This window comes from Variovorax sp. PMC12, from assembly GCF_003019815.1.
Lineage (GTDB): Bacteria > Pseudomonadota > Gammaproteobacteria > Burkholderiales > Burkholderiaceae_C > Variovorax.
This window is the reverse complement of record NZ_CP027773.1, coordinates 5,853,835-5,873,297: the sequence shown is the minus strand read 5'-3', so window position 1 is coordinate 5,873,297 and position 19,463 is coordinate 5,853,835. Positions and strand designations below refer to the sequence as shown.

Annotated in this window: 24 protein-coding genes; 19 read left to right on the top strand and 5 right to left on the bottom strand. The window is 67.9% G+C overall.

Annotation, left to right across the window (positions count from 1 at the left end):
* The first annotated feature begins 18 nt into the window (after positions 1–18).
* Together C4F17_RS27630 and C4F17_RS27625 are read left to right on the top strand one after the other, a co-directional pair.
* Positions 19–1,311, top strand: coding sequence for a YeaH/YhbH family protein (locus tag C4F17_RS27630; protein ID WP_106937387.1), 1,293 nt, complete (start codon positions 19–21; stop codon positions 1,309–1,311).
* Positions 1,308–2,831, top strand: a complete 1,524-nt coding sequence (locus C4F17_RS27625) for a SpoVR family protein (RefSeq protein WP_081268599.1) — start codon at positions 1,308–1,310, stop codon at positions 2,829–2,831. The genes C4F17_RS27630 and C4F17_RS27625 overlap by 4 nt, the downstream gene beginning before the upstream one ends.
* Here C4F17_RS27625 and aroQ read toward each other — a convergent pair whose 3' ends face one another.
* Positions 2,832–3,272, bottom strand: coding sequence for a type II 3-dehydroquinate dehydratase (gene aroQ, locus C4F17_RS27620; protein ID WP_081268598.1), 441 nt, complete (start codon positions 3,270–3,272; stop codon positions 2,832–2,834).
* A gap of 39 nt (positions 3,273–3,311) precedes the next feature.
* Entirely contained in the window at positions 3,312–4,283 is a 972-nt protein-coding gene (locus tag C4F17_RS27615; RefSeq protein WP_106937386.1) for a LysR family transcriptional regulator, read from the bottom strand.
* An 84-nt stretch (positions 4,284–4,367) separates the two neighbouring features.
* Between C4F17_RS27615 and C4F17_RS27610 the strand changes: the two genes are divergently transcribed.
* The 10 genes from C4F17_RS27610 (at position 4,368) to C4F17_RS27565 (ending at position 11,528) form a co-directional block, all read left to right on the top strand.
* Positions 4,368–5,039, top strand: a complete 672-nt coding sequence (locus tag C4F17_RS27610; RefSeq protein WP_106937385.1) for a Rieske (2Fe-2S) protein — start codon at positions 4,368–4,370, stop codon at positions 5,037–5,039.
* Between the two features lie 8 nt (positions 5,040–5,047).
* Positions 5,048–5,896 carry an aromatic ring-hydroxylating oxygenase subunit alpha gene (locus C4F17_RS27605; protein WP_106937384.1) on the top strand — a complete coding sequence of 283 codons (849 nt, stop codon included), beginning with the start codon at positions 5,048–5,050 and terminating at the stop codon, positions 5,894–5,896.
* On the top strand, positions 5,893–6,537 hold the full coding sequence (locus tag C4F17_RS27600; RefSeq protein ID WP_106937383.1) for a glutathione S-transferase family protein: 645 nt from the start codon (positions 5,893–5,895) through the stop codon (positions 6,535–6,537). The genes C4F17_RS27605 and C4F17_RS27600 overlap by 4 nt, the downstream gene beginning before the upstream one ends.
* Positions 6,538–6,576: 39 nt before the next feature.
* Positions 6,577–7,683 carry an S-(hydroxymethyl)glutathione dehydrogenase/class III alcohol dehydrogenase gene (locus tag C4F17_RS27595; RefSeq protein WP_106937382.1) on the top strand — a complete coding sequence of 369 codons (1,107 nt, stop codon included), beginning with the start codon at positions 6,577–6,579 and terminating at the stop codon, positions 7,681–7,683.
* A gap of 21 nt (positions 7,684–7,704) precedes the next feature.
* Entirely contained in the window at positions 7,705–8,625 is a 921-nt protein-coding gene (locus tag C4F17_RS27590) for an alpha/beta fold hydrolase (protein WP_106937381.1), read from the top strand.
* Positions 8,622–9,500, top strand: a complete 879-nt coding sequence (fghA, locus tag C4F17_RS27585; protein WP_106937380.1) for an S-formylglutathione hydrolase — start codon at positions 8,622–8,624, stop codon at positions 9,498–9,500. The genes C4F17_RS27590 and fghA overlap by 4 nt, the downstream gene beginning before the upstream one ends.
* A 49-nt stretch (positions 9,501–9,549) precedes the next feature.
* Entirely contained in the window at positions 9,550–10,044 is a 495-nt protein-coding gene (locus C4F17_RS27580; RefSeq protein ID WP_234382446.1) for a GNAT family N-acetyltransferase, read from the top strand.
* Positions 10,045–10,067: 23 nt separating this feature from the next.
* Positions 10,068–10,457: a VOC family protein gene (locus C4F17_RS27575; RefSeq protein ID WP_106937378.1), complete on the top strand. Its 390-nt coding sequence runs from the start codon at positions 10,068–10,070 to the stop codon at positions 10,455–10,457.
* Between the two features lie 61 nt (positions 10,458–10,518).
* On the top strand, positions 10,519–10,917 hold the full coding sequence (locus C4F17_RS27570) for a TfoX/Sxy family protein (RefSeq protein ID WP_106937377.1): 399 nt from the start codon (positions 10,519–10,521) through the stop codon (positions 10,915–10,917).
* Complete coding sequence (locus tag C4F17_RS27565) at positions 10,914–11,528, top strand: 3'-5' exonuclease (protein WP_106937376.1); 615 nt, start codon at positions 10,914–10,916, stop codon at positions 11,526–11,528. The genes C4F17_RS27570 and C4F17_RS27565 overlap by 4 nt, the downstream gene beginning before the upstream one ends.
* A gap of 9 nt (positions 11,529–11,537) precedes the next feature.
* Here C4F17_RS27565 and C4F17_RS27560 read toward each other — a convergent pair whose 3' ends face one another.
* Complete coding sequence (locus tag C4F17_RS27560) at positions 11,538–12,266, bottom strand: alpha/beta fold hydrolase (protein WP_106937375.1); 729 nt, start codon at positions 12,264–12,266, stop codon at positions 11,538–11,540.
* A gap of 145 nt (positions 12,267–12,411) precedes the next feature.
* On the opposite strand from C4F17_RS27560, the gene C4F17_RS27555 reads away from it, so the two are divergent.
* The 4 genes from C4F17_RS27555 to arsH are packed head-to-tail and all read left to right on the top strand — an operon-like array spanning position 12,412 to position 15,169.
* Positions 12,412–12,735, top strand: a complete 324-nt coding sequence (locus tag C4F17_RS27555) for an ArsR/SmtB family transcription factor (protein ID WP_106937374.1) — start codon at positions 12,412–12,414, stop codon at positions 12,733–12,735.
* Between the two features lie 7 nt (positions 12,736–12,742).
* A complete protein-coding gene (locus C4F17_RS27550; protein WP_106937373.1) occupies positions 12,743–14,035 on the top strand; it encodes an arsenic transporter in 1,293 nt (430 codons plus the stop codon).
* Entirely contained in the window at positions 14,032–14,466 is a 435-nt protein-coding gene (gene arsC / locus C4F17_RS27545; RefSeq protein WP_106937372.1) for an arsenate reductase (glutaredoxin), read from the top strand. The genes C4F17_RS27550 and arsC overlap by 4 nt, the downstream gene beginning before the upstream one ends.
* Positions 14,435–15,169: an arsenical resistance protein ArsH gene (arsH, locus tag C4F17_RS27540; protein ID WP_106937371.1), complete on the top strand. Its 735-nt coding sequence runs from the start codon at positions 14,435–14,437 to the stop codon at positions 15,167–15,169. Before arsC ends, arsH begins: the two co-directional genes overlap by 32 nt.
* Before the next feature lie 19 nt (positions 15,170–15,188).
* Here arsH and C4F17_RS27535 read toward each other — a convergent pair whose 3' ends face one another.
* Positions 15,189–16,154, bottom strand: a complete 966-nt coding sequence (locus tag C4F17_RS27535) for a helix-turn-helix domain-containing protein (protein ID WP_106937741.1) — start codon at positions 16,152–16,154, stop codon at positions 15,189–15,191.
* 149 nt (positions 16,155–16,303) lie between these two features.
* On the opposite strand from C4F17_RS27535, the gene gnd reads away from it, so the two are divergent.
* Entirely contained in the window at positions 16,304–17,725 is a 1,422-nt protein-coding gene (gnd, locus tag C4F17_RS27530; protein ID WP_106937370.1) for a decarboxylating NADP(+)-dependent phosphogluconate dehydrogenase, read from the top strand.
* Positions 17,726–17,742: 17 nt separating this feature from the next.
* Entirely contained in the window at positions 17,743–18,297 is a 555-nt protein-coding gene (locus tag C4F17_RS27525) for a GNAT family N-acetyltransferase (RefSeq protein ID WP_106937369.1), read from the top strand.
* A 6-nt stretch (positions 18,298–18,303) separates the two neighbouring features.
* Here the strand turns inward: C4F17_RS27525 and C4F17_RS27520 are convergent, their stop codons facing one another.
* The gene (locus C4F17_RS27520) at positions 18,304–18,831 is read right to left on the bottom strand and encodes a thioesterase family protein (protein ID WP_081268580.1); all 528 of its coding nucleotides are present in this window, start codon (positions 18,829–18,831) and stop codon (positions 18,304–18,306) included.
* 58 nt (positions 18,832–18,889) lie between these two features.
* Here C4F17_RS27520 and C4F17_RS27515 point away from each other — a divergent pair, with 58 nt between their 5' ends.
* Positions 18,890–19,390, top strand: coding sequence for a MarR family winged helix-turn-helix transcriptional regulator (locus C4F17_RS27515; RefSeq protein WP_106937368.1), 501 nt, complete (start codon positions 18,890–18,892; stop codon positions 19,388–19,390).
* Positions 19,391–19,463: the final 73 nt, after the last annotated feature.

Genomic DNA, 19,463 nt, shown 5'->3' with positions numbered 1-19,463 from the left:
ATTAAGGGAGCAGACATCGTGGCCATCCTGCAGCAGATCATCGACCGCCGGCTATCGGGCAAGAACAAGTCCATTGGCAACCGCGAGCGCTTTCTCAGGCGCTACAAGGGGCAGATCCAGGAAGCGGTGAGGCGCGCCGTCAGCGGGCGCAACATCCGCGAACTGGAGCAAGGCGAAGACGTGACCCTGCCGCGCCACGATGTGTCCGAGCCCGTGTTCGGCCATGCGCGCGGCGGCGACCGCGAGTACGTGCACCCGGGCAACCAGGAATACCTGAAGGGCGACCGCATCAAGCGCCCCGAAGGCGGGGGCGGGGGCGGCTCCGGCAGCGGGGAAGCCAGCGACGGCGGCGAAGGCGAGGACGACTTCGTCTTCCGCCTCACGCGCGAGGAGTTCATGCGCGTCTTCTTCGACGACCTCGCGCTGCCGCACCTCATTCGCACGCAGATCGCCGACGTTCCCGAGTGGAAGAGCCACCGCGCCGGCTTCACCAGCGACGGCTCCCCCAACAACCTGCACGTGGTGCGCTCGATGCGCGGCGCCCTCGCCCGCCGCATCGCGCTGGGCGGCGAGCCGCGCAAGGAACTCAAGCGCCTGGAGGCGCACCTCGAGCAGCTGAAGCAGCATCCGCAGGCCGCGCAGGCCCTCATCCAGAATGAAATCCGCGAGACCGAGGAGCGCATCGCCGAGCTGCGCCGCACCATGCGGCACGTGCCCTACATCGACCCGATCGACCTGCGCTACCGTAACCGCGTGAAGACGCCCGTGCCCAGCGCCAAGGCGGTGATGTTCTGCCTCATGGACGTGTCGGGCTCGATGGACGAGGCGCGCAAGGACATGGCCAAGCGCTTCTTCATGCTGCTGTACATGTTCCTCACGCGGCACTACGAGAAGATCGACCTCGTGTTCCTGCGCCACCACACGCAGGCGCAGGAGGTGACCGAGGAAGAGTTCTTCCACGCCACGGAAACGGGCGGCACCGTGGTGTCGAGCGCGCTGGTGCTGATGGACGAGATCATCAAGGCGCGCTACCCCAGCGGCGAGTGGAACGTGTACGGCGCGCAGGCCAGCGACGGCGACAACTGGCACCAGGACAGCGGCCGCTGCCGCGAGCTGCTGGTCGACAACATCCTGCCCGTGGTGCGCTACTACGCCTACGTGCAGGTGGCCGAGACCGAGCAGAACCTGTGGCAGGAGTACCAGCAGCTCGAAGGCGTGCAGCCCAACTTCGCGATGCGCAAGGTGTCCGACGCGCAGGACATCTATCCGGTCTTCCGCGACCTGTTCAAGAAGGAAGGGGTGACATCATGATCACCGACCGTGTTCACGAACGCCTGCCCAGCCCCTCCGACTGGACCTTCGAACTCATCGAGACCTACCACGCCGAGATCGCCAAGACGGCCAGGAGCTACGGCCTCGACGTGTACCCGAACCAGCTCGAGGTCATCACGGCCGAGCAGATGATGGACGCCTACGCCAGCGTGGGCATGCCCATGATCTACCGCCACTGGTCGTATGGCAAACAGTTCATCTCGACCGAGAAGAACTACAAGCGCGGCCACATGGGGCTGGCCTACGAGATCGTCATCAACTCCGATCCGTGCATCGCCTACCTGATGGAAGAAAACACCATGGCCATGCAGGCCCTGGTGATCGCGCATGCGGCCTACGGCCACAACAGCTTCTTCAAGGGCAACTACCTGTTCCGCATGTGGACGGATGCCTCGTCCATCATCGACTACCTGGTCTACGCGCGGCACTACATCGCCGAATGCGAGGAGCGCCACGGCCTCGATGCGGTCGAGCAGCTGCTCGACTCCTGCCACGCGCTGATGAACTACGGCGTCGACCGTTATCGCCGTCCGCAGAAGCGCTCGCTGGCGCAGGAAAGCGCGCAGCGCGCCGAGCGCGAGCGCCACATGCAGCAGCAGGTGAACGACCTCTGGCGCACCCTGCCGCGCAAGAGCGAGCAGGCTGCCGAGGCCGATTCGTCGAAGCGCTTCCCGTCGGAGCCGCAGGAGAACCTGCTGTATTTCATCGAGAAGAACGCCGCCCTGCTCGAACCCTGGCAGCGCGAGGTGGTGCGCATCGTGCGCAAGATCGCGCAGTACTTCTACCCGCAGCGCCAGACCCAGGTCATGAACGAAGGCTGGGCCACCTTCTGGCACTACACGCTGCTCAACACCATGTACGACCGGGGCCAGCTGGCCGACGGCTTCATGATGGAATGGCTCAGCTCGCACACCGGCGTGATCTACCAGCCGCCGGTGGGGCACCGCGCCTACAGCGGCATCAACCCGTATGCGCTCGGCTTCAAGATGATGACCGACCTGCGCCGCGTGTGCGAGAAGCCGACAGAGGAAGACCGCCGCTGGTTCCCCGACTTCGTGGACACCGACTGGGTCAAGACGCTCGACTACGCCATGCGCAACTTCAAGGACGAGAGCTTCATCGGCCAGTTCCTGAGCCCGAAGACGATGCGCGACCTGCGCCTGTTCTCGATCCGCGATTTCCAGAGCGAGTCGGAGCTGGAGGTGTCGGCCATCCACGACGACAGCGGCTACCACGCGCTGCGCGAATCGCTGTCACGCCAGTACGACATCGGCAGCCGCGAGCCCGACATCCAGGTCTGGAACGTGGCCACGCGCGGCGACCGCTCGCTGACCTTGCGCCATACGCAGCGCAACCACCTGCCGCTGCACGACGGCGCCGAGGAAGTGCTGAAGCACGTCGCGCGGCTCTGGGGCTTCGACGTGCACCTGGAAAGCGTCGACAGCCAGGGCCGCGTAAGCCGCAGCTGGAAGGCGGCGGCGCCGAAGCAGCAGTACTAGTCAGGGCACCAGCGCCGCGATGGCGAGCGTGTAGCCCTTCACGCCCAGGCCCACGATGATCCCCTTCGCCGCCGGCGAGATGTACGAGTGGTGGCGGAACTGCTCGCGCGCGTGCACGTTCGAGATGTGCAGTTCGATCAGCGGCACGCTCGCGCCCTTGATGGCGTCGTGCAGGGCGATCGAGGTGTGCGTATAGGCGCCCGGGTTCATCACCACGCCCAGCATGTTGCCCGCCGCCACCTCGCGGCCGGCCTCCTGGATCCAGTCGATCAGCACGCCTTCGTGGTTCGACTGGCGGCATTCGATTTCAACGCCGTGCTTGGCGCCGGTTTCCTTGCACAGCCGTTCGACGTCGGCCAGCGTGTCGCGTCCGTACTGTTCGGGCTCGCGCGTGCCGAGCAGGTTGAGGTTGGGGCCGTTGAGGACGAGGATTTTCTTCATGATGGCTGTATGAATGAGGGTCGGTCTGGCAGGCGCAGATTATGGTCTCGCGGCCGTCCGGCGGCGCCGCGCGGCCGATGAGCCGACGTAGTAGTTGTAAGAGTCGATGTCGACCACGCAGCGCGCCATCAGGTCGACGAAGGCCCGCAGTTTCTGCCCCATGTAGCGCTGGCGCTGGTAGGCACAGTAGATGCGGCGCGGCTCGGGCTGCCACTGCGGCAGCACCGGCGCGAGCACGCCCTGCTCCACCTCCGGCCGCACGAAGAAGGCCGGCAGCAGCGCGATGCCCAGGCCGTCGATGCAGAAGGTCTTCATGACCCAGTGGTCGTTGGTCTCGAAGGCAGGCTCGGGCTGGAAGGCAAAGCTCTGCGCGCCCGACACCAGCAGCACCTGCGAACGCCCCGAAGAAGGCTCCTTCATCACGATGGACTGGTGCGCGGCCAGGTCCGCCGGCGACGACGGCGCACCGTGCCGCGCCAGGTACTGCGGGCTCGCATAGAGCCCGTAGTTCAGCCGCCCCAGCAGCTTGGCCACGAGGTTCGGCGCGTCGGGCGGCTCGGCGCAGACATAGCAGTCGACGTCGCCGATGCGCGGGGCATGGAAGCCGTTGGCCACGTCGAGCTGGCAGCGCACCTCTGGGTGCGATTCCAGGAAAAGCTTGACCACGTGGCAGACGAAGGAGGTGCTGAACTGCGTGTCCGACAGCAGCGAGAGACGGCCCGACACGCCCGTGGTCAGCTCGTGGATCTCCGTGCTGGCCGCCTCGAGCCGGCCCGTCACTTCGTCGAGCAGCCCCTCGCCGCGCAGCATAAAGGCGCGCCCCGCCTCGGTGAGCGCGATGCGGCGCGGGCTGCGCAGCAGCAGCTGGGCACCCAGCAACTCTTCGAGCCGCGTGAGCTGCCGGCTCAGCGTGGCCTTGGACGTGCCCGACAGGCTTTCGGCCCTGGTCAGGCTGCCGCTCTTCGCGACCAGCACGAAGGCCTCGACCAGCGCAAGATCGATCCGGCTCATGCGGCCCGGCGTTGCAGGAATGAAAAGTAGCGTCTCTCCATGTGGCTTTCATCGGTGCGTGGGAAGCGGTACGGTATCACCGCCATGAACACACAGAACACCGCCGTCTGGCACCCCGTCGCGCGCTCGGCCGATCTTCGCCCCGGCGACAACATCGTCGCCGGCTTTGCTGAAGGCCAGGAACTCGCGCTCTGGCGCGCCACCGACGGCACCGCGCAGGCCTGGGAAAACCGCTGTCCGCACCGCAGCGTGCGCTTCACGCTGGGGCAGGTGGTCGACAACCACCTGGCCTGCGCGTACCACGGCTGGCAGTACGCCGCCGGCAGCGGGCAATGCACCCGCATCCCGGCGCACCCGGCCATGCAGGCGCCGCGCAATGTCTGCGCCGGGACCTTCGCGACGGCGGAGGCTGCCGGAATGCTCTGGGTCCGCCTGTCGCCGGAGGCGACGCCCGCGGCACCGGCCCTGGCCGACGCCGTGCCCGCCGGCTGGCATTTCTGCCGCACGCTGACCGTGAACACGCCCGCCGACACCGTGCGAGCGGCACTGGCGCAACGCGGCTTGATCGCCGAAGCAGCCTCGGGCGCCTGGCGCGGCCAGCTCGACGGGGTGGCCGCCGCCGCGCTCGTGCTCGACGCCCAGCCCCGGCTCGCCTTCGTCCACCTCTGGACAGACGCCGCCCCGGGCTCCCTCGCCATGCAGGCCCTGCACACCGCCGCGCGCAGCCTGCGCGCCGACATCGAAGCCCTCGGCTGAAAGATCCCATGCCCTTCGTCACCGACGACCCCAACATGCTCGACGACTGGCTCGTCATCGGCCCCGCCACGGCCGCACCCCGCACCACCCGTCTGCTCGGAGAAACCGTGCAGCTGTGGATCGACGACTCCGACGGCACGCCCCGGTGCCGCCTCGGCGACCGGGCGTTGGCCGTGCAGTCGCGCTACGGCTACCTCTGGGCCTGCCCCAGCGGCAAACCGGCGCGCCCGTTGTTCGACTTTCCCGAATACAGCGAGCCCGGCCGCCGCACCATCGACTGCGGCGGCATCGGCGTGGCGGTGTCGGGCCTGCGCGTGATCGAGAACTTCCTGGACATGGCGCACTTTCCCTTCGTGCATGCCGACTACCTCGGCAAGGTGCCCCACACCGAGGTGGCGCAATACCAGGTGCAGGTCGAGCCCGCCACCGGCGAGATCTGGGCCACCGACTGCCGCTTCTGGCAGCCCCGGGCCTCGGCCGCGCACGACAGCTCAGGCAGCGAGGTGCTCTACAAGTACCGGGTGATGCAGCCCTTCTCGGCCATGCTCTACAAGTCGAGCTTCCGCGAAGGGCAGCTCGACGCCATCGGCCTTTTCCTGCAGCCCGTGGACGACGAGCATGTCATCGCGCACACCATGCTCGCCTGCTTCGACGACGACTCCACCGACGCGGAGCTCATCGCCTTCCAGCACACCATCTTCGGGCAGGACAAGCCCATTCTGGAGAACCACGCCTTCAAGCGCATGCCGCTCGAAGGCCGCGCAGAGACGCCGACGCGCGGCGACACCTCCTCCGTCACCTACCGGCGCTGGCTGCGCGAGCGCGGCATGCGCTTCGGCGTGAGGGCGGCGGCATGACCGTGAAGCTGTACGACTACCCGCTGTCGGGCAACTGCTTCAAGGTGCGGCAGATGCTGGCGTGGCTCGGCGTCGAATACCAGACGGTGCCGGTCGATTTCTTTCCGGGCCGCGAACACAAGTCGGCCGCGTTCCTGGCCAGGGTCAACCCGCTCGGCCAGCTGCCGGTGCTCGACGACGACGGCTTCCTGCTGCGCGATGCGCAGGCCATCCTGGTCTACCTCGCGAGCCGCTACGACCCGCAGGGCCGCTGGTATCCCGACGACCCCAGGCTGCGCGGCCAGATCGCGATGTGGCTCGCCACCGCCGACGAGATCACCCGCACCGCCTCGGCCGCGCGGCTGCACGATGCGCTCGGCTACCACCACCTCGACATCGACGCCTGCCGCGGCGGCGCGCGCGCCGTGTTCCGCGTGCTCGACGACCATCTGGCGGAACAGGCCAGCGCGGGCCAGCGCTGGCTGGCCTCCGCGCCCGAGCCGACCATTGCCGACATTGCCTGCTTTCCGTACGTGGCGCTGGCCGGCGAAGGCGGCATTTCGCTCGACGAATTTCCCGCACTGCGAAACTGGGTGTGGAATGTCCGCCACGTGCGCGGGTTCATCGGCATGTCGGGTATCTTCCCCGCTGGCCCCGCCTGAGTATCCTCACCCCTCCCGCCTTCTGAAGAACCCAACACCATGAAAACCAAAGCCGCCGTCGCGTGGAAATCCGGAGCGCCGCTCACCATCGAAACCGTGGACCTCGAAGGCCCCAAGTTCGGCGAAGTGCTGGTCGAGATCAAGGCCACCGGCATCTGCCACACCGACTACTACACGCTTTCGGGCGCGGACCCCGAAGGCATCTTCCCCGCCATCCTGGGCCATGAAGGCGCGGGCATCGTGGTCGATGTCGGCCCCGGCGTCACCACCCTGAAGAAGGGCGACCACGTCATTCCGCTGTACACGCCCGAATGCCGCCAGTGCAAGTTCTGCCTGAGCCGCAAGACCAACCTGTGCCAGCTGATCCGCGGCACGCAGGGCAAGGGCCAGATGCCCGACGGCACCAGCCGCTTCAGCCTCGACGGCAAGCCCATCGCCCACTACATGGGCACCAGCACCTTCAGCAACTACACCGTGGCGCCCGAGATCTCGCTGGCCAAGATCCGCGAGGACGCGCCCTTCGACAAGGTCTGCTACATCGGCTGCGGCGTGACCACCGGCATCGGCGCGGTGATCTTCACCGCCAAGGTGGAAGCCGGCGCCAACGTGGTGGTGTTCGGCCTGGGCGGCATCGGCCTGAACGTGATCCAGGGCGCCAGGATGGTGGGCGCCGACAAGATCATCGGCATCGACCTGAACCCCGAGCGCGAAGCCATGGCCCGCAAGTTCGGCATGACGCACTTCCTGAACCCGAAGGACCACGAGAACATCGTCGATGCCATCGTGCAGCTGACCGACGGCGGCGCCGACTACAGCTTCGAGTGCATCGGCAACACCAAGGTGATGCGCCAGGCGCTGGAATGCACGCACAAGGGCTGGGGCCGCAGCATCATCATCGGCGTGGCCGAGGCCGGCGCGGAGATCAGCACGCGGCCGTTCCAGCTGGTCACCGGCCGCAAGTGGGAAGGCTCGGCCTTCGGCGGCGCGCGCGGCCGCACCGACGTGCCGAAGATCGTCGACTGGTACATGGAAGGCAAGATCGACATCGACAGCCTCATCACCCACACCATGCCGCTGGAAGACATCAACAAGGGCTTCGACCTCATGAAGCGCGGCGAGTCCATCCGCGGCGTGGTCATCTACTAGAAGCCCCGGAGGCACCCGGCCATGACACGCATGGAGCCCTTGCAGAAGATCGAGGCCGGCGTCCTCGAAGTCGCGTACTTCGAAACCGGTCCGGCAGACGGCCCGCCGGTGCTGCTGATGCACGGCTTTCCGTACGACATCCACACCTACGCGGAAGTCGCGCCCATGCTGGCCGGCCAGGGCTGCCGCGTGATCGTGCCGTACCTGCGCGGCTACGGCGCCACGCGCTTCCTGAGCGACGCCACGCCGCGTTCGGGCGAGCAGGCCGCGCTCGGCGCCGACCTGCTGGCGCTGCTCGATGCGCTGAAGATCGAGCGCGCGGTGCTGGCCGGCTACGACTGGGGCGGCCGTGCCGCCTGCGTGGTGGCGGCGCTGTGGCCGGAGCGCGTGGCGGGGCTGGTGTCCTTCAACAGCTACAACATCCAGAACATCGCGAAGGCGATGGAGCCCGACACGCCGGCCAACGAGCACAGCCTCTGGTACCAGTACTACTTCCACAGCGAGCGCGGCCGCGCGGGTCTCGAGAAAGACCGCAGGGCATTCACGAAGCTGCTGTGGAAGCTGTGGTCGCCGACCTGGAAGTTCGACGACGCCACCTTCGAGCGCAGCGCCGCCGCATTCGACCACCCCGACTTCGTGGACGTGGTGATCCAGTCGTACCGCCACCGCTTCGGCCTTGTGCCGGGCGACCCGGCGTATGCGGACATCGAGCGCCGGCTCGCGGCCCAGCCCGCCATCACCGTGCCGACCATCACCTTCGACGGCATCGACGACGGCGTGCGCCCGCCGGCGGAGGCGACGGCCCACGCGCACCGCTTTTCCGGGCCGCGCTCGCACCGCCTCGTGCCCGGGGTGGGCCACAACATGCCGCAGGAAGCGCCGCGCACCTTTGCCGATGCCGTGCTCGAACTGGTCCCCGCGTTGCGCAACAACACCCCATGACAGACAACACACCCAAGACCCTTTCCGAGCATCACGCCTTCGGCGGCGTGCAGAGCTTCCACGAGCACAGCTCGCACGAAATCGGCCTGCCGATGCGCTTCTCGGTCTACCTGCCGCCGCAGGCCGCGAACGGCCCCGTGCCCGCCCTGCTCTACCTCGCGGGCCTGACCTGCAACGAAGAAACCTTCGCGGTGAAGGCCGGCGCGCAGCGCATGGCCGCGAGCCTGGGCATTGCGCTGATCGCGCCCGACACCAGCCCGCGCGGCGCCGAGGCGGAGCGCATTCCGGGCGCCAAGGACAACTGGGACTTCGGCATCGGCGCGGGCTTCTACCTCGACGCCCTGGCCGAGCCCTGGGCCACGCACTGGCGCATGGAGAGCTGGATCGTGCACGAACTGCTGCCGCTGGTGGCCGCGCACTTCGCCATCGACGGCCATCGCGTCGGCATCTTCGGCCACTCGATGGGCGGCCACGGTGCGCTCACGCTGGCGCTGCGGCATCCGGGGCGCTTCAAGTCGCTCTCTGCCTTCGCGCCGATCTGCGCGCCCACGCAGTGCCCGTGGGGCGAGAAGGCCTTCGCCGGCTACCTGGGCGCGCCCGGCGACGACCGCGCGCAATGGCTTTCGCACGACGCCAGCGCGCTCATGAAGTCGCAGGTGGCCGCGCCTTACCCGCAAGGCATCCTGATCGACCAGGGGCTGAGCGACAAATTCCTCGCGGAGCAATTGCACCCCGAGGCGTTCGAGGCGGCCTGCTTCGCCGCCGGCCAGCCGCTCACGCTGCGCCGCCACGCGGGCTACGACCACGGCTACTACTTCATCCAGACCTTCATGGCCGACCACATCGCGCACCACGCGCAGAGCCTGCGCGCCTGAGCGGCGGCCCGGGTCGACCGGGGCGGACTCGCGCCGTATCATGAGCCGCATGTCCGCCGCCCAAATTCCCGCCTTCCACCTGCGGTCGCGCGAAGGCTCCGCAGAAGAGAACATGGTGCTGGCCGGCATCTGGCGCCGGGCCTGGACGGCCGCCAACCGCGGCGCCGCTTTCATCGAACCCATCGGCCACTGGCTGCATCGCGTGCACACCGAGTTCGGCCCGCCCGCCGACGTGGTGCTGGCGGAACGCGAGGGCCAGGTGCTGGCGTTCATGGTGCTGCTGGAGCGGCGCGAGTACGTGGCACAGCTCTTCGTGGAACCGCACCTGCGCGCCCAGGGCCTTGGCAAGGCGCTGCTCGACGAGGCCTGCGTGCGCATTCCAACCGGCTGGCGGCTGCACGTGGCAGTGACCAACACCTCGGCGCAGCGCTTCTACGAGCGATACGGCCTGGAGCGCGGCACGGTCGACCGCCATCCGGGCAGCGGCCGCGAACGCATCGCCTACCATTGGTCGCCCGCTCGCCCGCCGTGGCGCGTGGGCTGATCCCGCCTCTCTTCCCGCCCTCCATGCGCATCGATCACATCGCACTCTGGACCACCGATCTCGAACGCTGCAAGCGCTTCTATGTCGACTACTTCGGCGCCACCGCCGGCGCGGGGTACGCCAACCCGGCCAAGGGCTTCGCCTCGTGCTTCCTGAGCCTGGGCGACGGCGCGCGCATCGAGGCCATGACCACCTCCACGCTCTCCCCGGTGACGGCCGAGGCCGGCGCCCAGCGCATGGGCTGGACGCACCTGGCCATCAGCGTGGGCTCCGACGCGGCCGTCGACGCGCTCGCCCAGCGCCTGAAGGCCGACGGCTACCCGCTGCTCGACGGGCCGCGCCGCACCGGCGACGGCTACTACGAGAGCGTGGTGCTGGACCCCGACGGCAACCGCATCGAGATCACTGCATGAGCGCAGCGCCGGGGCGCCCCAAGCAAGCTCGCTCCGCAGTGCGAAGCACGAAGGTTGTCGAATGAGCGCATTCGTCGAAAGCCTGCACGAGGTGTTCGAGCGCCTGGGGCGCATTCGCACGCGCCGCATGTTCGGCGGCCACGGCATCTGGCACGAGGACCGCATGATCGCCCTCGTGGTGAACGACACGCTCTATCTCAAGGCCGACGCAGAAAGCGCGCCGCACTTCGACGCGCTGGACCTGCCGCCCTTCACCTACGAACGCCAGGGCCAGTCGATGCCGATGTCCTACCGGCTGGCTCCGGCGGACCTGTTCGAGGACCGGCACGAGGCAGCCCTCTGGGGCCGCCGCGCCTACGAAGCGGCGTTGCGCTCGGGCCAGCCGCCCAAACAGAAGAAACCTCCCGCAAAGAAAGCCGCAGTGAAGAAAAAGACGACAACGAAAGCAGCCTCCCGGTGAGCGAGCAACACAAGCCGGCACTCCCGCCCCTGCCCGAGCGCGAACAGATCGCGCTGCTCGAACCCTTCGAAGGCCTCGGCCTGAAAGACATCGTGGTCGTCGCCACGCTGCAGGACGCCGAGCATGCGGCCGGCGCGCTGCTGGCCGCGGGCATTGCCGGCTTCGACACCGAATCCAAGCCCACCTTCGCAAAGAACGAGGTGTCGGGCGGCCCGCACGTGGTGCAGTTCTCCACCCGCGACACGGCCTGGCTGTTCCAGCTGCACCGCACCGAGTGCAACCCGGTGGTGGCCGCGCTCATCGCATCGACCGAACTGCGCAAGGTCGGCTTCGGGCTGTCGGGCGACCTCACGCTGATACGCAACCGCCTCGGCATCGAGCCGAAGGCGGTGTTCGACATCGACGACGAATTCCGCAGGCGCGGCTACCGCAAGTCGGTCGGCGTGAGGGCGGCGGTGGCGCTGGTGTTCAACCGCCGCTTCATCAAGTCGCGCAAGGCGACCACCTCGAACTGGGCCAACAGGCAGCTCACCGAGGCGCAGATCCGCTACGCCGCGAACGACGCCTATGCGTCGATCCGCGTGTACGACGCACTCATCAGCAGCCGCTGACCCGCGCGCTCAGTCGCGCCCCGCCTCGATGATGGCCTGCGCCAGTCGCGCCGGGTTGGAGAAGAACATCTCGTGGCTGCCGGGGCACTCCACCAGCCTGAACAGCCCCAGCCGCTCCGACAGGCGCGGATGCCACGGCAGGCCGTGCGGCATCGCCGTGTCCTGCTGGCAATTGACGTAGGACTTGCCCAGCGCCAGCGCGGCCAGCGGCTGCTTGAGCCGGATCTTGTCGGTGAAGGTGCGGTACGGATGCGGGTTGAGCCTGGCGTAGGCGGCGGTGGCCGTGGCGAGGTCGGCGTCGTTGATGAAGGCTTCGCGCCAGATCTCGAACGGCAAGGTCACGGCGTTGCCGTTGGCCTCGGCGACGGCATCGAACATGCTCACGTAATGCGGCGGCACCATGTCGTTGAGCGATTCGCCGTCCAGCGGCACGAAGGCGTTGATGTAGACCAGCCGCTTCAACCGCGCAGCGATGCGGTCCGCCACGCCGGAGATCACCATCCCGCCGTAGCTGTGGCCCACCAGCCGCACCTGGGTCAGGTTCTTTTCCTCGATGTAGCGCACGGCCGAGGCGATGGCGTCTTCCAGGCCGGTGCTGGCGCGGTCGTCACCGGGGTTGTTGCCGGCGAGCGTGGGGCAATGCACGGTGTGGCCGGCCGCGCGCAGGCCGTCGGCCACGGCTTCGATCTCGGCACCGGTGTGCCATGCGCCGTGAACCAGAACGTAGGTGTCTGACATGGAAGTCTCTTTCGTTGTTGCGACGGATGAGCACTTTAGAAACAGTGATCCATTTTGAATAGCCCATGCCTGCCAGCCGGATGGCCGATTCGTGCCAAGGCCCGACGCGATTGCTTCCATTCAATTATTCAACGATACTTGAAATATGGAAGAAAACGATGTCGTCCGCTCCCTCGCCGCCCTGGCGCAACCTATTCGCCTGCGCGTGTTCCGCGCGCTGGTGGTCGCCGGCCCTGCCGGACTGACGCCCGGTGCACTCACCGAATCGCTGGAGGTGCCCGGCACCAGCCTGTCGTTTCACCTCAAGGAACTGATGAATTCTGGGCTGGTGTCGCAGGAACGGCAGGGGCGCAACCTCGTGTACCGCGCCGCCTTCGAGCAGATGAACGCCCTGCTCGGCTACCTCGGCGAGAACTGCTGCCAGGGCGAGGCCTGCGCCGTCGAGGCTCCTTCGGCATGCGGCTGCTGAGGCCGGCATGCTGACCGCCGTCCTGATCTTCGTCTTCACGCTCGTGCTGGTCATCTGGCAGCCGCGCGGCCTGGGCATCGGCTGGAGCGCATCGCTCGGCGCCGTCATCGCGCTGCTGCTGGGCGCGGTCCAGCTGTCCGACATTCCCGTGGTCTGGGGCATCGTGTGGAACGCGACCGCCACCTTCGTCGCGGTGATCGTCATCAGCCTGCTGCTCGACGAGGCCGGCTTCTTCGAATGGGCCGCCCTGCACGTGGCGCGCTGGGGCGGCGGGCGCGGCAGGCTGCTGTTCGCGTTCGTCGTGCTGCTGGGCGCGGCGGTGTCGGCGCTGTTCGCCAACGACGGCGCCGCGCTGATCCTCACGCCCATCGTGATGGCGATGCTGGCCGCGCTCGGCTTCACGCCCGCGGCCACGCTCGCCTTCGTCATGGCGGCGGGCTTCATCGCCGACACCGCGAGCCTGCCGCTGATCGTGTCCAACCTCGTGAACATCGTCTCGGCCGACTTCTTCCGGATCGGCTTCGGCGCGTATGCCTCGGTGATGGTGCCGGTGAACATCGCGGCGGTGCTCGCGAGCCTGCTGGTGCTGATGCTGTACTTCCGCCGAGGCATTCCGGCACGCTACGACGCGGCCCGGCTCAAGGCGCCTGCCGATGCGATCCGCGACCCGGCGACCTTCCGCGCCGGCTGGGTGGTGCTGGCGCTGCTGCTGGTCGGCTTCTTCGGACTCGAGCCGCTGGGCGTGCCAGTGAGCGCTGTGGCCGCATTCGGCGCGGTGGTGCTGCTGGCGGTGGCCGGGCGCGGTCCGGTGATCGGCATCCGCGGCGTGCTGCGCGGCGCGCCCTGGCAGATCGTGGTGTTCTCCCTCGGCATGTACCTGGTGGTGTACGGGCTTCGCAACGCGGGGCTCACCGGGCAGGTCGCGGCGCTGCTCGATGTGTTCGCGCAAGGCGGCGTCTGGGGTGCGGCAATGGGCACGGGCTTTCTCGCGGCGGTGCTGTCTTCGGTCATGAACAACATGCCCACGGTGCTGGTCGGGGCGCTTTCCATCGACGCGTCGGCCGCGAGCGGCGCGGTGAAGGAAGCGATGGTCTACGCCAACGTGATCGGCTGCGACCTGGGCCCGAAGATCACGCCGATAGGCAGCCTCGCCACGCTGCTCTGGCTGCACGTGCTCGCGAAGAAGGGCACGCTGATCGGCTGGGGCGAATATTTTCGGGTCGGCATCGTGCTGACCCTGCCGGTGCTGTTCGTCACCCTGGCGGCACTGGCGCTTCGACTGAGCATCGCACTGCCATGAACAACCACATCAAGATCTATCACAACCCCGGCTGCGGCACGTCCCGCAATGTGCTCGCGCTGATCCGCAACACGGGTGAGGAGCCCGTCGTCATCGAGTATCTGAAGAACCCGCCGGACCGCGCCACGCTGCAGCGGCTGATCGCGCAGATGGGCATGCCGGTGCGCGACCTGCTGCGCCGCAAGGGCACGCCGTACGACGAACTCGGCCTCGACGATCCGAAGTGGACCGACGAGCAGCTCATCGGCTTCATGCTGGCGCATCCGATCCTCATCAACCGGCCGGTGGTGGTGACGCCGCTGGGCACTCGCCTCTGCCGGCCTTCGGAGTTGGTGCTCGACATCCTCCCGCGCCCGCAGCAGGGTGCGTTTTCCAAGGAGGATGGCGAGCCCGTCATCGATGCGAAAGGCCAGCGTGTCATTCACTCCTGACCTTCCCAACCTCGACCCCGAGGCCTTCCGCCTGCCCGGGCTGCACTCCCTGCTGCCCGCGCAGCGCGCCACGCATGCGCCGCGCATCCTGCTGCTCTACGGCTCGCTTCGCGAACGCTCCTACAGCCGGCTGCTGACCGAGGAAGCCGCGCGCCTGCTGGACGCCATGGGCGCCGAGCCCCGCATCTACGACCCGCACGGCCTGCCCCCGCCGGACGGCGCGCCCGAAGACCACCCGAAGGTCAGCGAACTGCGCAGCCTCGCGCAGTGGGCCGAAGGCATGGTGTGGACATCGCCAGAGCGGCACGGCGCCATGACCGGCATCATGAAATCGCAGATCGACTGGATCCCGCTGTCGGTCGGTTCGGTACGGCCCACGCAGGGCAAGACGCTGGCGGTGATGCAGGTGTCGGGCGGCTCGCAGTCGTTCAACGCGGTGAACCAGCTGCGCGTGCTCGGGCGCTGGATGCGCATGCTCACGATCCCCAACCAGTCGTCGGTGGCCAAGGCCTTCATGGAGTTCGACGAGGCCGGCCGCATGAAGCCTTCGCCGTACTACGAGCGCGTGGTCGACGTGATGGAGGAGCTGGTCAAGTTCACGCTGCTCACGCGCGACTGTGCCGGCTACCTCGTCGATCGCTACAGCGAGCGGCGCGAAAGCGCGCAGGCGCTTTCAAGGCGGGTGAACCTGCGCGCCATCTGAGCGCGCGGCGGCTGCCGGCTCAGCGCCGGCGCCGCAGTTCACCCGGCGTGGCGCCAAGGTGCGCACGGCACTGCCGCACGAAGTGCGACGCGTCCGTCAGCCCCACGCGAAAGCCGATTTCCGCGATGCCCAGCCGGTCGAAGCGCGCGTCGCCCAGCATGCGGCGCGCCGCCGCCATGCGGAAGCCCGCAAGCGCGCCGGCGAAGGTGATGGCACCTTCACCCTCGCCGACGCCGCAGGCCAGGCAGCGGTGCAGGCTGCGCTCCGAAATGCCCAGCCCGCGCGCAACGCTCGCGGCCGTGAGGCCGGGTTCGGCATGCCGCTCGCGCGTGGCGTCGAGCACGCGGCGGCGCAGCGCCTCCCGGCCCCTGTCGGGCGCGCTCGACTGCCCCTGCCCGGTCGCCAGCGCCAGCAGGCTGCCGAGCTGGTCGCTCAGCAAACCGGCGGGCAGCGGCGGCTGCACTGCAACTTCCGGCGACAGCTGCCGAAGAAAGCCGCACAGCACGCCGCCCCACCCGGCCTGCCCGTCGATGCGCCGCGCCACCTGGTCGCCGGCATCGGGTATCCATTCGTCGACCCAGGCGGTGGGCAGTTCGAGCGAGAGGGTGTCGGCCGATTGCAGCAGGTGAAATTCGTAGCACCGGCGCGAATCGACCAGCACCGCGTCGCCGGGCAGCAGCCGCGCGGAGCGGCCGTCCTGCACCGCCACCCAGGCCGAGTCGGTCTTGCAGAGCAGGTAGAAGTAGTTGTGGCGGCTCTGGGCGATGGCGCGGCGGGTGCGGTAGACGTCCTGCGCGCTGCCGCGCACCCGGTTCACGACGATGGACCCGAGCGGCGCCGACTCCAGCGTGGCCCCGAAGCGCCCGGCCTCGGCGCTGGTCACGTCCATCTCCAGGAAGCCCTCGCACACCGCGCCCACCCAGTAGTCCAGCCGCTGCGCGGGCGGCACGGCGTCGGTCGACCAGCGGTGGATGGCATTGCTCATGCGCGCGAACATACCCAAGCCCCGCCGGGTTGCCAAGCGGGTATAGACCGCCTCCGACTGCGGCCCTTTCCCGACCCCGGCAAAATGGTTCTGGAACCAAACCCCGTGCGCGGAGCGCTCCGCCCGCGCACATGAATGAAAGAAGGGCCATGAGCACCAAAAGCGATTTCGGACTGATCGGCCTGGCCGTGATGGGCCAGAACCTCGTGCTGAACGTGGAAAGCCGCGGCTTCCAGGTCAGCGTGTACAACCGCACCGAAGCCACCACCGAAGCCTTCATTGCCGCCAACCCCGGCAAGAAGCTGGTGGGCACCAAGACGCTGGAGGAGTTCGTCCAGAGCCTGGCCAAGCCCCGCAAGATCCAGATCATGGTCAAGGCCGGCGCGCCGGTCGACCAGGTGATCGAGCAGCTCATCCCGCTGCTCGACAAGGACGACATCGTCATCGACGGCGGCAACAGCCTCTACACCGACACCGAGCGCCGCGACGCCTACCTGAGCAGCAAGGGCCTGCGCTTCATCGGCGCCGGTGTTTCGGGCGGCGAGGAAGGCGCGCGCAAGGGCCCGTCGATCATGCCGGGCGGCCCGCTTTCCACCTGGGAAGTGATGAAGCCGATCTTCGAGAGCATCGCGGCCAAGGTCGACGGCGACCCCTGCGTCATTCACATCGGCCCCGGCGGCGCGGGCCACTACGTGAAGATGGTGCACAACGGCATCGAGTACGGCGACATGCAGCTCATCTGCGAGGCCTACAGCCTGTTCAAGGCGGCCGGCTTCAGCACCGACGAGATGGCCGCCATCTTCAACGAATGGAACGACGGCGAGCTGCAGAGCTACCTGATCCAGATCACCGCCAAGGCGCTCGAGCAGAAAGACCCGGAAACCGGCAAGCCGATCGTCGACGTGATCCTCGACAAGGCCGGCCAGAAGGGCACGGGGCAGTGGACGCTGATCAACGCGGCCGAGAACGCGGTGGTCATCAGCACCATCAACGCCGCCGTCGAGGCGCGCGTGCTGTCGTCGCAGAAGAAGGCGCGCGTGGCGGCCAGCAAGCAGCTGCAGGGGCCGAAGATCGAGCTGTCGCTCGAGAAGAAGGCGCTGGTGGCCAAGGTGCACGACGCGCTCTACGCCTCCAAGGTCATCAGCTACACGCAGGGCTTCGACCTCATCAAGACGATGGGCGACAAGAAGGAATGGAAGCTCGACCTGGGCGGCATCGCATCGATCTGGCGCGGCGGCTGCATCATCCGGGCACGCTTCCTGAACCGCATCACCGACGCCTTCCGCACCGACCCGGCGCTGGGCAACCTGATGCTCGACCCGTTCTTCAAGGACCTGCTCAACCGCACGCAGCAGAGCTGGCGCGAAGTGGTGGCGCTGGCGGTGAGCAACGGCATTCCCGTGCCGGCATTCAGCGCGTCGCTGGCCTACTACGACAGCTACCGCACAGAGCGCCTGCCGGCCAACCTGCTGCAGGCGCAGCGCGACTTCTTCGGCGCCCATACCTACGAGCGCGTCGACAAGCCCGAAGGCCAGTTCTTCCACACCGACTGGCCCGAAGTCATCGGCTGAGTCGCCCGAGCGATGCCATGCCGGCCCTCGACTACCCCCGCCACCTGGTCGAGGACTGGCAACTGCGCGACGGCACGGCGGTGCGCATCCGCCCGATCCGCGCCGACGACCTGGCCATGCACGCGGCATTCGTGGCGGGCCTGTCGAACGAAACCGGCTACCGCCGCCTGCTGTCGCCGCGCAAGCCACAGCCGGACGAACTCTGGCGCATGACCCACATCGACTACGACCGCGAACTGGCGCTCATCGCGACCACCGTGGCCGACGGCGCCGAGCAGCAGGTGGGCGTGGCGCGCTACGTGCGCGGCGACACACCCGAGACGGCGCACGTCGCGGAATTCGCGGTGGTCATCGCCGACGCCTGGCAGCACCGGGGCGTGGCCCACAAGCTCATGCGCAAGCTGATCGATGCGGCCGCCGAGGCCGGCGTGAAGCAGCTCGCGGACATCACGCTGTTCGACAACGTCGCGATGCTGGCGCTGGCGCGCAAGCTGGGCTTCAAGGTGCGGCGCGATCCGGGCAACCCCAATGTCACGCAGTTGCGGCTGGCGCTCGGTGCACCCGAGGCCTGAGTTGCATCACCAGGCCGCGCTCATCACGCCCTGCTCTGCCGCGATCCAGTCGCGCACGGGCGACGGCAGTGCATGCGCCGGCGGCACCAGGCCCATGGCGGCGTACGACTCCAGGTTGGGCACCAGCCCGTTGCGCCCTACGGCCGCGCCCTTCATGTAGCCGGCGGCGCATACCTTGTCGCCCTTGACGAACTCGAAGCGCATGTAGTTCCAGTGCTGGTCGGTGGCGTCGAGCCGGAAACGCAGCGTGTACACCTCGAACGGGTTCAGCCCACGCCGATAGCTGATGAGCGAGCCACCCGACATCGGCCGCCAGCCCTGACGCAACATGGTCGCGGCAAAGCCGGTGCGCACGAAGTACTCGACCAGCATCAGGTCGATGATGGTCAGATAGCGGCCGTTGTTCATGTGGCCGTTGATGTCCAGGTCGTTGGGCAGCACCCGAAGCCGCCGCTCCAGCGTGTCGCCTGGCACCAGGCGCGGTGCACGCCAGGCACGCAGCAGAGTCATCAGCAGGCGCAAGTAGAGATTCATGGGCAGGCCATAATTGGTTCAGCAATGAACAGTATATGTTCAATACTGAACCATCCCCATGGCCACCACCAAAACCCCAAAGCCAAAAAAGCCGACCGAACTCGACCGCGCGCCCTCGTCGCCTCATGGAACCCAAGCCTGGCTGGCGGTGGTACGGGCCTACAACCTGTGCGACGCGGTCATGACGTCACGACTCGCCGCGATCGGTTTGCGCGTGGGCGAACACGAGGTGCTGGCCACCATCGCGACCACGCCGGGCATCACGCAGCAGGCGTTGGCCGCTCGTTGCTTCGTCGCCAAGAGTGGCGTCAGCATGCTGCTCACGCAGATGGAGACCAGGGGATGGGTGCGGCGCGACAGCGACGGTGCCGACGCGCGAATCAGGCGCCTGACCTTGACCGATGACGGCATGGCAATCGCCCGGAAGTGCCTGGCGATCCAGGCCGAACTCGTGAGTGCGATGGTTGCGCCAGCCACTGCGCAAGAACTGGAAATCGTCGCCGACGCAATGAACCGCGTGTCCGTGGCTCTCGAGGCAATGCGGGCGGGCAAGGCCTGAGAGTGCCCTGTGCGAATGGCATCTGGTGTCATTCGACACCCATTTGGTAAAGCGCGACAGCCGCCCTGACCTG

Coding starts and splice junctions, on each gene's coding strand:
- arsC (WP_106937372.1), top strand. CDS start 14,032: ATGAACAACCACATCAAGATCTATCACAACCCCGGCTGCGGCACGTCC.
- C4F17_RS27610 (WP_106937385.1), top strand. CDS start 4,368: ATGAACACACAGAACACCGCCGTCTGGCACCCCGTCGCGCGCTCGGCC.
- C4F17_RS27625 (WP_081268599.1), top strand. CDS start 1,308: ATGATCACCGACCGTGTTCACGAACGCCTGCCCAGCCCCTCCGACTGG.
- C4F17_RS27535 (WP_106937741.1), bottom strand. CDS start 16,154: ATGAGCAATGCCATCCACCGCTGGTCGACCGACGCCGTGCCGCCCGCG.
- C4F17_RS27555 (WP_106937374.1), top strand. CDS start 12,412: ATGGAAGAAAACGATGTCGTCCGCTCCCTCGCCGCCCTGGCGCAACCT.
- C4F17_RS27600 (WP_106937383.1), top strand. CDS start 5,893: ATGACCGTGAAGCTGTACGACTACCCGCTGTCGGGCAACTGCTTCAAG.
- arsH (WP_106937371.1), top strand. CDS start 14,435: ATGCGAAAGGCCAGCGTGTCATTCACTCCTGACCTTCCCAACCTCGAC.
- C4F17_RS27575 (WP_106937378.1), top strand. CDS start 10,068: ATGCGCATCGATCACATCGCACTCTGGACCACCGATCTCGAACGCTGC.
- C4F17_RS27560 (WP_106937375.1), bottom strand. CDS start 12,266: ATGTCAGACACCTACGTTCTGGTTCACGGCGCATGGCACACCGGTGCC.
- C4F17_RS27590 (WP_106937381.1), top strand. CDS start 7,705: ATGACACGCATGGAGCCCTTGCAGAAGATCGAGGCCGGCGTCCTCGAA.
- fghA (WP_106937380.1), top strand. CDS start 8,622: ATGACAGACAACACACCCAAGACCCTTTCCGAGCATCACGCCTTCGGC.
- C4F17_RS27520 (WP_081268580.1), bottom strand. CDS start 18,831: ATGAATCTCTACTTGCGCCTGCTGATGACTCTGCTGCGTGCCTGGCGT.
- C4F17_RS27525 (WP_106937369.1), top strand. CDS start 17,743: ATGCCGGCCCTCGACTACCCCCGCCACCTGGTCGAGGACTGGCAACTG.
- aroQ (WP_081268598.1), bottom strand. CDS start 3,272: ATGAAGAAAATCCTCGTCCTCAACGGCCCCAACCTCAACCTGCTCGGC.
- C4F17_RS27570 (WP_106937377.1), top strand. CDS start 10,519: ATGAGCGCATTCGTCGAAAGCCTGCACGAGGTGTTCGAGCGCCTGGGG.
- C4F17_RS27605 (WP_106937384.1), top strand. CDS start 5,048: ATGCCCTTCGTCACCGACGACCCCAACATGCTCGACGACTGGCTCGTC.
- C4F17_RS27595 (WP_106937382.1), top strand. CDS start 6,577: ATGAAAACCAAAGCCGCCGTCGCGTGGAAATCCGGAGCGCCGCTCACC.
- gnd (WP_106937370.1), top strand. CDS start 16,304: ATGAGCACCAAAAGCGATTTCGGACTGATCGGCCTGGCCGTGATGGGC.
- C4F17_RS27615 (WP_106937386.1), bottom strand. CDS start 4,283: ATGAGCCGGATCGATCTTGCGCTGGTCGAGGCCTTCGTGCTGGTCGCG.
- C4F17_RS27580 (WP_234382446.1), top strand. CDS start 9,550: ATGTCCGCCGCCCAAATTCCCGCCTTCCACCTGCGGTCGCGCGAAGGC.
- C4F17_RS27515 (WP_106937368.1), top strand. CDS start 18,890: ATGGCCACCACCAAAACCCCAAAGCCAAAAAAGCCGACCGAACTCGAC.
- C4F17_RS27550 (WP_106937373.1), top strand. CDS start 12,743: ATGCTGACCGCCGTCCTGATCTTCGTCTTCACGCTCGTGCTGGTCATC.